This window comes from Sphingomonas sp. RIT328 (assembly GCF_000632225.1).
GTDB classification, from domain to species: Bacteria; Pseudomonadota; Alphaproteobacteria; order Sphingomonadales; family Sphingomonadaceae; genus Sphingomonas; species Sphingomonas kyungheensis.
Window position 1 is genome coordinate 1 of sequence record NZ_JFYV01000015.1, and the last position, 12,649, is coordinate 12,649.

The 12,649-nt window shown below is 64.8% G+C and carries 14 protein-coding genes; 4 read left to right on the top strand and 10 right to left on the bottom strand.

Features of this window, described 5'->3' with window-relative positions; all coding sequences use genetic code 11:
- Nucleotides 1–396 (bottom strand): cation:dicarboxylate symporter family transporter (locus tag BW41_RS08550; protein ID WP_037533658.1); only part of this gene is annotated, 396 nt, incomplete at its 3' end.
- 362 nt (nt 397–758) lie between these two features.
- Here BW41_RS08550 and BW41_RS20935 point away from each other — a divergent pair.
- Nucleotides 759–1,007: a hypothetical protein gene (locus tag BW41_RS20935; RefSeq protein WP_152542211.1), complete on the top strand. Its 249-nt coding sequence runs from the start codon at nt 759–761 to the stop codon at nt 1,005–1,007.
- A 207-nt stretch (nt 1,008–1,214) separates the two neighbouring features.
- Here BW41_RS20935 and BW41_RS08560 read toward each other — a convergent pair whose 3' ends face one another.
- A complete protein-coding gene (locus BW41_RS08560) occupies nt 1,215–1,454 on the bottom strand; it encodes a hypothetical protein (RefSeq protein WP_152542213.1) in 240 nt (79 codons plus the stop codon).
- 425 nt (nt 1,455–1,879) lie between these two features.
- Between BW41_RS08560 and BW41_RS08565 the strand changes: the two genes are divergently transcribed.
- Nucleotides 1,880–2,188, top strand: a complete 309-nt coding sequence (locus BW41_RS08565) for a hypothetical protein (protein ID WP_152542215.1) — start codon at nt 1,880–1,882, stop codon at nt 2,186–2,188.
- A 302-nt stretch (nt 2,189–2,490) separates the two neighbouring features.
- Here the strand turns inward: BW41_RS08565 and BW41_RS08570 are convergent, their stop codons facing one another.
- The 4 genes from BW41_RS08570 to BW41_RS08585 all read right to left on the bottom strand — a co-directional run bounded on the left by BW41_RS08570 (nt 2,491) and on the right by BW41_RS08585 (nt 6,423).
- Entirely contained in the window at nt 2,491–2,802 is a 312-nt protein-coding gene (locus tag BW41_RS08570; RefSeq protein ID WP_051583370.1) for a hypothetical protein, read from the bottom strand.
- Between the two features lie 113 nt (nt 2,803–2,915).
- Nucleotides 2,916–3,119, bottom strand: a complete 204-nt coding sequence (locus tag BW41_RS08575; RefSeq protein ID WP_152542217.1) for a hypothetical protein — start codon at nt 3,117–3,119, stop codon at nt 2,916–2,918.
- 1,299 nt (nt 3,120–4,418) lie between these two features.
- Nucleotides 4,419–5,339 carry an EthD domain-containing protein gene (locus BW41_RS08580; protein ID WP_037533668.1) on the bottom strand — a complete coding sequence of 307 codons (921 nt, stop codon included), beginning with the start codon at nt 5,337–5,339 and terminating at the stop codon, nt 4,419–4,421.
- A 22-nt stretch (nt 5,340–5,361) separates the two neighbouring features.
- Nucleotides 5,362–6,423: an SDR family oxidoreductase gene (locus BW41_RS08585; protein WP_037533670.1), complete on the bottom strand. Its 1,062-nt coding sequence runs from the start codon at nt 6,421–6,423 to the stop codon at nt 5,362–5,364.
- A gap of 102 nt (nt 6,424–6,525) precedes the next feature.
- On the opposite strand from BW41_RS08585, the gene BW41_RS08590 reads away from it, so the two are divergent.
- The gene (locus BW41_RS08590; protein WP_037533673.1) at nt 6,526–6,906 is read left to right on the top strand and encodes a winged helix-turn-helix transcriptional regulator; all 381 of its coding nucleotides are present in this window, start codon (nt 6,526–6,528) and stop codon (nt 6,904–6,906) included.
- A gap of 67 nt (nt 6,907–6,973) precedes the next feature.
- Here BW41_RS08590 and BW41_RS08595 read toward each other — a convergent pair whose 3' ends face one another.
- From BW41_RS08595 to BW41_RS08610, 4 genes are all read right to left on the bottom strand, one after another.
- Entirely contained in the window at nt 6,974–7,492 is a 519-nt protein-coding gene (locus BW41_RS08595) for a response regulator (protein WP_051583371.1), read from the bottom strand.
- The gene (locus BW41_RS20075) at nt 7,489–9,804 is read right to left on the bottom strand and encodes a PAS domain-containing protein (protein WP_051583372.1); all 2,316 of its coding nucleotides are present in this window, start codon (nt 9,802–9,804) and stop codon (nt 7,489–7,491) included. Before BW41_RS20075 ends, BW41_RS08595 begins: the two co-directional genes overlap by 4 nt.
- Nucleotides 9,805–9,854: 50 nt before the next feature.
- A complete protein-coding gene (locus BW41_RS08605; protein ID WP_037533674.1) occupies nt 9,855–10,154 on the bottom strand; it encodes a hypothetical protein in 300 nt (99 codons plus the stop codon).
- 460 nt (nt 10,155–10,614) lie between these two features.
- Nucleotides 10,615–10,815 (bottom strand): hypothetical protein, encoded by a 201-nt coding sequence (locus BW41_RS08610; protein ID WP_037533676.1) that lies wholly within the window; start codon nt 10,813–10,815, stop codon nt 10,615–10,617.
- 104 nt (nt 10,816–10,919) lie between these two features.
- On the opposite strand from BW41_RS08610, the gene BW41_RS08615 reads away from it, so the two are divergent.
- Complete coding sequence (locus BW41_RS08615) at nt 10,920–12,527, top strand: alpha-N-arabinofuranosidase (RefSeq protein ID WP_037533677.1); 1,608 nt, start codon at nt 10,920–10,922, stop codon at nt 12,525–12,527.
- Nucleotides 12,528–12,649: the final 122 nt, after the last annotated feature.

Genomic DNA, 12,649 nt, shown 5'->3' on the forward strand with positions numbered 1-12,649 from the left:
GCTCGCCACCGGGATCGTCCCGGTCGTGTTGAGCGTCGCCGCCAGCACGACGAACGCCGCCCCGGCGATCCCCGCCGCGCCCTTGGAGGTGAGCAACAGCACCGCGATCAGCCCGAGTTCGTGCCAGACGGTCAGCTCGGTATTCGTCGCCTGCGCCAGGAATACCGCGACCGTGGTGAGGTACAGGCAGGTGCCGTCGAGATTGAACGAATAGCCTGCCGGGATGACAAAGCCGACGACGCTCTCCTCGCAGCCGAGCTTGCGCAGCTTCTGGATGAGCCGCGGCAGCACCGTCTCGGTCGAGGTGGTGGCGGCGACGATGACGATCTCGTCCCAGATATAGCCGAGCAACCGCCACAGGCTGACGCCGCAATACCAGGCGACCCCGCCCAGCACGGATCCTGGCTAATGACGCCATACACGGAGCACCGTCGCCTCCAGGACTTTCGCCCGTTCTCATCGAGGCGGCGGCCCGTATGCAGTGTATGCCGGTTCAATCAGCGCCGCCATCGGTGCTCGGCCGCGTCAGGCACCAGGTGACATATGAGCGCAGTCTGGATCATGGCGGCCGGGAAGCCCGAGTCGGATAGCGACTGCGAATCGGGATGAACAAAAGACCGCTTTTGAGTGAAGACACAGTGCTTCTGAATGGTCGATAATGGTCATCCGTCATCGCGCGCCATACAGTCGCGCCGAGCAGGGTCAGCTTGGCTTACGTAACCTATTGGCGTAGCCTCCCGCCGAAGGGAGAGAATACCATGATAGCTCTTGCGTTGATGGCCTCCGTCGCACTGACTTTCACTGGCCAAGCCGCTCCATCCCCAAGCCGCAACGACGGCAGCGAGAAGAAGATATGCCGCCAAGATCCAAGCACCGGCACCATTCTGCCGAAACGGATCTGCCACACGAAAGCGGAATGGAACGCCATTCGGGCGCACGATGCTGTCGATACCGACAATGCCTTTGATCGGCGAGGTAATAACCGGTTGCCCGACGTTACGAAGTAGCGGCACGCAGGCGGGGCAGCATCTGTGATCGAAGCGCCTGCCGTGCAGCACGGGCAAAGGCGCGGAACGCAGCCTGCCACTTCGCGCCGGCTCCATCCCCCGGGAGATGTTCGTGGATCGTGGCGATGCGGCTGTGCCACAGCGTCTCGACATGAAGCTCGTCGACGGCTTCCACGGCGTTGCTTGGGCAGGGGTGACAGCGCGCGATCATCGTTTCAGCAGATCGGGGCATGGGTGCGGTTCGTGAACGTCCCATTCGCCGACCCGCGAATAGGCGCCGCCCGTCAGGTCGGGTTGCAGGATCACCGTTTCGCTGCGCGGCTCGCCCATGATTCGCTGAACCAGATCCTCGGCCACCGCATCGCGCGCTGCCTCGTCGGTCAGGCCCATCACCCGCTTCGGCGCAGGCTTCAGCACGGTGAACGCCACCCGGATCAGTGTCCGCAACTCGGAGCGTGTCATCAGCCTCAATGTGCCGGCTCCCATGGGTCGCGGGCGTCGAACGTCCGCTCTTCGACGGTGCGACAGCTCACGAGGTGGAGGCAGCCATCCGATGGCAGGCGTCCAGGCAATCCTCGCGTGACAAATTGATCGGAATAGGTGGCGGACCGCCCGATTAGCGCAGGCAGATCGGCGAGGCTCTCGCCGCACGCAGCAGCGAGTGGACGAAGGTTTTCGCGGGGCGACATGGGCGACTCCGAGTTCATCGATACCAAAGACGTTCTACATATGTTCCGGCAATAGCAACCCTGTCGTGTCGCGGAAATTGGGAACGTCCTCGGTCGCTCAGAGCTTTGTGCAGGCGATGACGCCGTCGATCGTGACGGTGTCCGTACCATCGCGCCAGGCGCGGAATGGGTGAGGAGCGTGCGATGCGGTGGCTTCTGGTGGGGATGGGAATGGGCCTGGCGCTGGCGGCATGCTCAAGCCCGGCGAAACAGGCTGAGCAGACCTACGACCTTGCATTTGCCAAGGGCAGCGCCGCCGAGCGCTGTGCGGCTGCGCGGGCGGTGAAGCAGGCCTATCAGAAGGCGGATGATACAGGCCAGGCAGAGACATGGCGCAGCAAGGAGGAAGAGGAGTGTCGGACGGCCCGGCTCGTCGGCAAGGGCAATGCCTCGCCTACCGTAAGTGCGGCCCAGCTCGGACCTAATCCACCACAATTCCACGAGACGCACTGAGCGGGATCGTTGTCGGGCTCGGCGGCACCATCATCGATGGCACCTTGCCCAACTCCCGCCTCAAGACCCTATGTCTGCGTCATCCGGTTTTGCGTCAACGCCGCGTGCCGCCAGAACGTCCCGCAGCTGACGCTGGATGCTGGCCCCGTTGAGATGACCATGAACGCCGTCATGGCCTTCCGCAGTCAGCTGTGATCGGATGTCGCCGACCGAATGGCACGCTCCGGCACGCGCAAGCTGGAACGCCCGTTCGATCGTGCTGATGGTGTTGTCTCTGCTCACGCTTTTGCCCCTGCCTTGGATTATTCTTTAGCCTTTTTCGGATCCGTCGCTCTGCGTCCCGTCGTACGCTCCGCGGCGACGAACTCCGAGGAGCGCAGGTTGATACGATCGTAGAGCTCCAGCAGCCGATTGACATCATCCACGACCGCGGCCTGCTCTCGTCGCCAGCGATCGGAAGCATCGGCAGTGGCGATACCGTCGCGACCGTCGTGGATCGTGAAGCCCTGATCGAGCAACCATAACGCATCCTGCGCCCGCGAGCGTTGCCGCCTCAGATGGGACACCCATTGATCAATAACCCCTGATGGGACCAGTCTTTCAATCTCGCTCATTCTGGCCGCCTATCCGCGTTCCAATGCTCCTACCAGAAAAGGTTGGGGGTCAATTCGGGACCTGCGCCGTCCATGGCGATCCGAAGCCATGCACGCGGCAGGATCGATCGACCTCACAGCCTCATCATCGCCAGAACCAGTCCGGTCGTCGCGCCGTAAAAAGCCACCTGCCACAGCGCCAGAAAGCCGAGCGCCAAGCCCGGATTGCCTTGAGCATATTCGCGCCTGACCGCATTCTTCACGACCGCTGGAATGAGCCAGCTACGGTGCAAGACGTGCAGCATCCTGCGTTCGGCCGGCGACAGTGGATCTTGCATCATACCCCTCGTGATCGTCGCCCGCCGGCCGCATCAAGCGACGGTCAGACCTCGCTTAGAACCCACGCCTTACGATCCGCCACCAGCGTCTGATCCGTTCCAGCCAAGGGCGGCGAACACTTTTTGGCGGCCTTGGCGTCATGCGGCGTCGATCGCGGTAAGTGGTCTTCCGGCGGGCCATGCCCCCTGATGGCGAGCTCGGATTGCATAGACCGTGAACACGATCGTCTGCCGCGGTTCAGCTACGCCTGCCGCCGACACAGCGATGATCAAGGCGAGCCGCAGGATTGGCGCGACGTTGCTGCTTGACGTCGCGAAATGGTCGACGCGGTATCGCGAGGCTCGATCAGCGGGCGGAGGATGCCCAATGGCTCCGTCAAAGCAGGTGCACCGGCTGCCAAGCGAACGCGGGTGGGGCGGGCATATGTTCCGCCCGCGCAAGCCCGGCAGTCCGTTTCGCTACGTCAACGCGTCACCTGCGGTGATTGGCTTGGCGGTGCTGCTGTCCGTGCGCCTCCCGTTGTCGCTGCGGACCGTCGAGGATTTGTGCCCCGGGCGGGGGATCGATAGCCGCCCGTTGCGTTCGACGAAGATGATGCCGCGCAACATCCGCGGGTTGCTCACCAGAGGCTTGCCATGGCTCTTGGGACAATACGGTAACAGCCGCTCAATCGGTACGATGCTCACATCAAATGGGTCCCAACGTTGGACCAGCTTGCGACAGGTCGATCCGACGGCCGGCCTCCGACAATCAAGAGCCAATCTCCAGACGTATCGGGCGCGGCTGGTCGACGTGATCAAACGGGTGAACGATCTTGCTGTCGGGTCGAGGCGTATTTTCCCGGCGGTGTGCGTACCTCCAGACCCCGAATCCGAGCAGAGAGACTGGAGCAGCCTTGTCCAAGCGATCAGCGGAGACCGATTTTGCGCGACTCGCTCTTGCCGAACTCGAAGCAGCAGCGGCTTCCGCCTCGCCTCAAGAGAGGAAGGCCCATTTGGATCAGGCTGCTGTCTATGCAGCCAGGGACGAAGCCGAGCGTCGTGTCATAGTCTCCGCATCGTCACGGCGGCTCGATACGAGACCATGACCCGCGAACCTTACGATGGGATGAGCGGGCTATCGGCCGGCTGAGGCGCCGGCTTCCGGGGTGGCCGCCGCGCGCGGCAGCACGCGGTCCTCATCGACGAACGGCATCGGCAGGGACGCAAGCCGTTCGCCTCGGTCGGCCGAATGCGGGTTTTCAGGGGCGGGTCGATCGGCGGCCATCCTCGTTGACGACGGCAGCTGACACGCGACCGTCAATCGAGCCTGCCGGTCAGCATCAGATGACGAACAGCCTCATCGGCCTGATTGACCGCGCCGAGCCGCTCGATGAGCTGCGCCGGCCGGCTGCCCCTCAGACCGGCAAGCGTCAGCGTCTTGTCGCGGACATAGGTGTACATGCCGCTGACCGCGAACGCCGTGACGTGGCCGATATGCTGCTTCTGCGCCTCGACCGTATCGGAGAAGACGTCGGACGCGAAGAAGCGTCGCCGAACCAGCGGCGTGGCGAAGGTGAGATCGAGGATCGCCAGGCGCTCGCGTTCCGGCGGAACGGTGTGCGCCACGTCCGGCGCGGGGGGCGCGGGATCGCCATTATCATAGACTTCTGGCAGATGCAGGCGGACGCGCAGCAGCGCCGGGTCGGCGGCGAGCGCTTCGGCAAAAGCCGTCATGAACGCAGCGAACGCGTCCGGGTCTTTGGCACCCGGGCCGAAGTGGATGTGCATGCGATCCAACGCATCGTTGCCGTTCGGACTGGGGTCGACGATCCGGTCGACCAACGTCCGCGAGCCGTGCGGCAGCGCATAGGCGATCGTCGCAGCAAACATATTCTGCTCGTCCGAGAAGAGGATCGACGATGCTTCGTTGAAGGTCGCCTGATCGGCAGCATCGGCGAAGCCGATCTCCACCCCGCCATCGAGCACATAGTCGGGGAAGGGTTCGATTCCCGCCTGCGCCGGCCAGAGGTGCGCGTCCTGTTCGCGGTCGAGATGATATTGCACGTACCACCCCAATCCCGGCACCCGCGAGCAGAGCGGTCCGTGTACGTCCCGCCAATAGGTCGCGAACACCTCATGGGGAACCTGCGGCCGCTTCAGGACGGTGGTGTAGGTGTTGATCGCGATGGCAGCGTCGCGGCTGGCGTAATCGGCATCGTGGCGATGATCATGGGTCATGGGCGTTCTCGTATAAGTCGGGTCAGGGGATCAGGCGATCGACACGCAGCTGCTCGAACAGCGCGAAGAAGGCATCGTCGGTCGGCTGATAGGCCGTGAAGCCGAGCCGGCGGCTCTTCGACATGTCGGTCACGACTTCGATGGGGCGGCCGAGATCGGCATCGGTATGCCAGGGGGAGGCGAGCCGGGTGAGATCGGGTTCGGCCAATCCTTCGCGTTCGGCGATGCGACGCCACGTCGGGCCATCATTCGCCATTTGCTGTTCGAGTGGCCGCGGTGTGCCATCGAAGGGCGCGACCTCCAGCCCGAACCAATCGGCAATGCGACCCCACATCCATGCCCAGCGGAAGACATCCCCGTTGACGATGTTGAACGCCTGATCGTGCGCGGCCGGCGTCTCTGCGGCCCACAGCAGCTGTCGGGCCAGCTGGCCGGCGTCGGTCATGTCGGTCAGCCCCGACCATTGGGCGGCCGAGCCGGGGAAGGCGAGGGGGCGGCCGGTCTCGCGGCAGAGGGTGGCGTAGACGGCCAGCGTCGTCCCCATGTTCATGGCATTGCCGACGGCCTTGCCGATCACGGTGTGCGGGCGATGGACGCTCCAGCTGAAGCCGTCCCGCGCCGCCGCCGCGAACACCTCGTCCTCCTGCGCATAATAGAAATTCTCGACGTCAAGCCGGCCCTGTTCCTCGCGGAACGGCGTCTGCGGCAGCGTGCCTTTGCCATAGGCCTCGAACGGCCCGAGATAATGTTTGAGGCCGGTGACGAGCGCGACGTGTCTCGGCCCGGTCGGCTTGGGCAAGCCATCGAGGAGGTTGCGCACCATCGCCGAATTGACGCGAATGTTCTCCGCCTCGCTGTCCTGACGCAGCCAGGTGGTGATGAACACGGCGTCCGGATGGATGCCGGAGAGCGCCGACTTCGTCGCTGCGGCATCCTGCAGATCGGCCGCGATCGGACGGAGGCCGGCTTGTCCGGTGGGACGTCGGGCGAGCCCGTATACCGTCCAGCCTTGCTCGACGAGCAGCTTTGCCGTCGCGCTGCCGACAATACCACTCGCGCCCACCACCAATGCTGTCTTGGCCATGATGATCCTTCCCAGTGTCTCGATCGTCCAGAGCTAGGCAGCGGATCGCCCGGGTTCTAGACGGCACCAAACAGGGGGCCAGGCACCGGGAGGTAACCACATATGCAGCCGGGATCGATCGAGGACGAATGGCGTGAGGATTGCGCGCCGCGGCGCGTGCTGGCGTTGTTCGCGACGAAGTGGACGAGCATGGTTCTGCACACGCTGCACGCCCGGCATCAGGGCGCCTGCCGGACGGGGGCGTTGCAGCGCAGCCTGCCCGGCGTGTCCAAGAAGATGCTGACCCAGACCCTGCGCGAGATGGAGGAGGTGGGACTCGTCACCCGTCATGTGTTCAGCGCCATTCCGCCGGCCGTCGAGTACAGGCTCACGGCGCTCGGCCAACGCTTCGTCGAACCGGTGGAGCTGCTCTACGCCTGGGGTCGCGACAATGCGGACGCGCTCGATCAGCTCGGAAGCCGCCCGACCGCCCGGCGTATCTGATCGAGGCCGCGTCAGGGGTGTTTGAACCGACCGCCGTGCCGCCTCATGCCCGCGACGATGGTGCCGTTTATATCTCGGCTGCGACGTCTGCGGCTTCGCATAGTTTTGCCACGAGCAGCGTTTCGCCGTGTTCCTCGGCAACGGTAATCAGGTAAGCCAGGCATTCGCGGAGATTCGTCATGGCGGATGGATCGTCCGTTCCCGCAGCGCGTGTCCCGCCCCCGTCACCGTCGAGCAATGCCTTGACGATGCAGGATGTATCGATCGGTTTCTCACACCGTTTGAGCAACGCATAGGCGGGGGGGACATCGGCGCGATCGTTGCCCGTGGCGAAGACGCATCTGGCGCCGCGGGCGAGCAGGACGTCGACGACCGGATAGACCTTCGCCTCTCCCAGATTGATGTCGAGCACGGCGGAATCGACATCGTCGTGTTCCAGCAGCAAGGCCAGCGCCCCTTCCACGTCCGATGCGGGGCCGATCACCGTCGCGCCGGCCTTGCGGAGATTGCGGCTCACCGCCTCGGCGATCATATATTCGTCTTCGACGACCAGAACGCGACGATCGTGCAGCAGGGCTTCGCTCATCGGTCTTCCTCACTCTCGTGGCGATCCGCGACCACCGGTACGCTGATCGTGCAGCGGAGGCCGTCGTCGGTAAAGGTGTAGCTCGTTCTGGCTTTCAGCTGGAACGGGAGCGCCCGTTCGATCAGCTCGCGTCCGTAACCGACGCGCGTATCCTTCCCGGCGGCGCGGGGCGGTGCCAGCCCGCTTTCGATCCATTCGACGGTCAGGATCCCGCGTTGGCCATCCTGCCGCGTCACCGACCAGGCAATCGCCAGCCTGCCCGATGCGACGGTCAACGCGCCGTGCTTGACCGCATTCGTGGCGAGCTCGTGCAGCGCCAACGCCAAAGCCTGCACGGCGCCCGACCGCAGCGGAATGCCGGATGGCCCGCGCAGGATGATGCGAGCATCCAGGGTATCGCCATCGTTGGCGCCGAGCGCGCACAGTTCGGATTGCAGCAGCGCGTCGAAGGTGACCTTCCTGCCGGCGCAGGCGTGCGAGAGCAGGCCCTGCACACGGGCGAGGGCCGACAGGCGATCGGCGAAGCGCGTCTTGAAGTCGGCGAGCGACGATGCGCCGTCGAGCGTCTTCTCTGACAGCGCCTGCACAACTGCGATAAGGTTGCGGGTCCGGTGCTGGAGCTCCGCGACCATCACGCCTTGGCGCGCCTGCGCCTGACGGAGATCGTCGATGTCGTTCGCGGTGCCGAGCCATTCGACGATGTGTCCGGCTGCGTCGCGGATCGGCTTGGCGCGCATCGCGAACCACCGATAGGCGCCGTCCTGCCGGCGCAACCGGTGCTCACCCTCGAAGCAGCCGACCGCTGCCGCTTCGGTCCAGGCGGACAAGGCCGCGGCCCTGTCCTCGGGATGGAGGATGCGCAGCCAGCCGAAACCTCGGCTGTCCGCCTCGGACTGACCGGTGAAGGTCAGCCATTGCGGGCTGGCCCAAGTCCATTCCGTGGAGCAGTCCGCCCGCCAGAGCAGCTGGGGGATTCCCTCGAGCACGACTCGGGTGCGGCGTTCGCTGCCCTCCAGTGCCCGTTCCAGCCGCTTGCGCTCGTCGATATCGATGTTCATGCCGAGCCACTTGACGACGTGACCCGCCTCGTCGCGCAGCGGCACGGCGCGGACATTCATCCAGCGGTAGGTGCCGTTCGCCTTGCGCAGCCGATATTCGGCGTCGATGCTGCGCCGCTTACGAACAGTCTCGCGCCATTTCTCGCTGATGGCGGTACGATCGTCCGGATGTATCGCGCTGAGCCAGCCCTGGCCCTTCCACTCGTCGAAGCTTTGCCCCGTATAGGCGCGCCAGTTCGGGCTGTCCGTCTCAACGAGCCCGTCGCTGGCCGTTTCCCAAGTCGCCAAAGCGACGCCGTCGATCAGCAGCTGCGCACGCGCCTCGTTTTCCCGCAACGCCTCGGAGGCGCGCTTCAGCGCATCGATGTCGCTGATCACGCTCGCCTGGCCAGTGACCCGTCCCTGTTCGTCGTGAATGGGAACGGTGGCGACCCTGGTCCACACATGTCGATCCTGATCGACGCGGAAGAGCATTTCCTGTCCAGGCACGGTGCGCTCACCGCGCAAGGCGCGGGCGCCGGGATAATCGTAAAGCGCGAGTACCCCGCCTTCGTCGTTCCATGCCTGCCATCGGCCCCGGTTGGCCGGATCGCGCGACGGCATGATACCTCCCGGCAAAAAGCGGCGATATTCGCTGTTCGCGACGACGATGCGGCCCTGCGTGTCGAGCATGGCAATCCCGGCGGGCACGCTTTCGAATGCCGCCGCCAGCTGTGCCTCACTGATGCGCAGAGCGGCTTTGGCGCGCGAAGCATCGATGGCCGTCGACAATCGGTCCGACGTCTCCTGCAGGATTTCGACATCGGCATCCTTGAAGCTCCGGGGATGCCGGTAGTGCAGGAAGATGAAGGCGCGCAGCGCGACACCTTCGAACAGCGGAAGGGCGATCGCGGCTCCGACCCGCAAGCCGGCATAAGCGGCTTTCTCGACCGAGGTCAAAGCGGGATCATCGGCGACATCGCTACGGACATCGACCGCGCCCCGGCGAAGTCGGTCGCATAACGGTATCGCGAAAGCGGCGGTTTGATGATCCCCGATCAGATATGGAGAGACGATGGCGGTGTCGCTGACCACCGTCACCGACCCGTCCGTCGCCGAGATTTCCGCATAGCCGCTCCGATCCGCCCGGAACTCCTCGTCCAGCATGGCGCAGGCCGTCGCTTGGATCTCCGCGGCGTCGTCGATCGGTCGAACGGCGGCGCCGAGGCGTCGCATGAAGCTCGGCCGATCCCCGATCTCGCCGACAGGCGACACGGTGGGCCCATCGTCGGAGGGTGCCACGCCTTAGGCTCGGTTTCGCATGGTCAATCCAGCGCTCGCTGAGCCGCGTACACGGCCTCCATGGTGGCGATGACGAGCCGATGACCTTTCTCGCTGAGCGCCAGGAACCTGTCCCGCCGGTCGATCAGCCCTTCCTTCTCCAGTGCCGCCACCCATCGTGCCACGACTCTTGGCGACGTCGCGCCGGGAACGTCGAGTTCGCCGATCTCGAGATAGCGGGCGTCGTCCTCCGCCACATGGAGCAGCAGGAGTGTGTCGAGCGGCGTCGACGCGTGATAGCCATGGGGGAGGGAGGCTGCGATCTCGCGAGACGCACTCAGCATGCGCTGGGCAAGCTTCTTGGTGGTCGTCGGCGCGAACCGTGGGTCTCCTCCCGCCGCCTTGAGAACTCTAGACAGCTGACACCCCCTTCGCCGTATCGCGGGAGGCTACCATCCGCCTGTTCGTCCTGTCGATAACCTATTGTTGACGTTGCGTTTGCGCCTTGCGCCGCGGCGTGTCGGGGCGCCGCCGGGCCAAGATTGATGAACAGGTGCCGGACGTCGGGCGGCGTATGCAGCGAGTCGAATGCCTGCAGTTACAGCGATCAGGCCGATGATCACTGTTGAACTATAGTCGAGGCCAGTGCGCATGCAGGATTCCCGCGACCGTGACGTGGCGGCACCATCGCCCGTGACGCTGCCGCCAGCTCCGATGATCGCGTCATCGCCGATCCAGACGGTGCGCCAATCCTTGGGTCGACATCGATCGACAAAGGCTCACCGGTGGAGGCTGCGACCGCCGTCAGCGCTCGCAGCCGTCGGCAATCGACAAAGGCATATCAAACGGAATTCGTCCAACCCATCTCGGTTCTTGCCGGGCCTGCAGGCTGGCCTCCGCGGTTCGCAGCGCTGACCTTCCGTACGCGGACGCCTTGGCTAGCGTGCGCTCCGCCTTCTCCACCGGCAGTTCGGCAACGGACCAGCGGTGATCGGCCTCGCCCATCAGCAGTCCGGCCCGCCCGTGATGATCGTTGCGCCGCGCTCCAACTGTTCCTACCCTTCCGGCAAAGCGTCGCGTGACAGACGGCGATGGTGGGAGAGGGCGGCATGAAAGCACGGTTTGGCATGGCGGCGATCGCCCTGGCGACGGTTTGCAGCGCCGCGCCGGCGCAGCAGGCTGCGGTAAAGGTGACGGTCACCGGCAACGGCACCGGCCCCCGGATCGATCGCAACATCTTCGGTCAGTTCGCCGAAAATCTGGGGTCGGGCATCTATGGCGGCATCTGGGTAGGGGACCACTCGCCGATCCCCAATGTCCGCGGGATCCGCAGCGACGTCGTCGGCGCGCTGCGCGCGCTCAAGGTGCCGAGCGTGCGCTGGCCGGGCGGCTGTTTCGCGGACGAATATCACTGGCGTGACGGCATCGGCCCACGCGCGAAGCGTGCCGTGACGGTGAACGGCAGCTGGGGCAATGCGCTCGAGAAGAACGATTTCGGCACCGACGAATTCTTCGACTTCCTCGATCAGATCGGGTCCGGCGCCTATATCTCGGTCAACATGGGATCGGGCAGCGTCAAGGAGGCCGCCGACTGGATGGCCTATATGACCGCCGATCCCGGGACGACGGCGGGCGCGGAACGCGCCGCCAACGGTCACCGCGCGCCCTATCGGGTCAAGTTCCTCGGGATCGGCAACGAAAGCTGGAGCTGTGGCGGTGCGTACAAGCCGGACTATTATGTCGACGAGATGAAGCGCTACGCGCGCTTCGCACGCAATCTCAACATCGAGCAGAACGGCACCGACAATCCGGCCGGCGGCTCGGTCGCCGGCACCGACCCGATGCGCCGGATCGCGGTCGGCCCCGGATCGCCCAACACCGATTATACCGAGGCGGTCATGCGCGCCTGGAAGGGACATGACTGGGCGTGGAGCATCGAGGGGCTGTCGATGCACAATTATACCTGGGTCGCGTGGCCGCCCAGATATGCCAGCACCGGCTTCGGCGAGCGCGAATATGCCACGCTCGTCAAGGATACGCTGAAGATGGAGGACATGATCCGCATCCATTCGGCGGTGATGGACACCTACGATCCCGAGAAGAGGGTGCCGCTCGTCATCGACGAATGGGGCGTCTGGCTGGAGAAATTGCCGGGCAGCCGCGACGGCTTCCTGCACCAGCAGAATTCGATCCGCGACGCGATCATCGCGTCGATCAACCTCAACATGTTCACGCGCCATGCCGACCGGGTGCGGATGACCGCGATCGCCCAGATGGTGAACGTGCTGCAGGCGATGATCCTGACCGATGGTCCGAAGATGGTCCTGACGCCGACCTATCATCTGTTCAAAATGTATGTGCCGTTCCAGGATGCGACGCGGCTGCCGATCAGCTTCGATGCCGGCAGCTATCGCTTCGGCGACGTGACCGTGCCACGCATCGATGCGATCGCGGCGCGCGGCACCGATGGCAAGGTGTGGATCGCGCTGACGAACGTCGATCCCAATCAGCCCGCGCGGATCGACGTGCAGATCGACGGTGTCCGTGGGCGTTCGGCGTCGGGAACCGTGCTGACCGCGGACCGCGTCGACGCGATCAACAGCTACGAGCATCCCGATAGCGTGGTGCCGCGCCCGATCACCGCGCGCGTTGATCAGGGGCGTGTGCAGATGACCCTGCCGTCGAAGTCGGTGGCGGTGATTTCTGTCGAACCATGAGGTGCGGCAAGACGCGCGAAAAGGTCGGGCATGTCGATCGACGACATGCATCCTGTACCTTTTCGCAGCACGCGCACCTCTGTCCGGGCTTGCCCGGCCTTTCCACGGCATCTCAGGCGAGG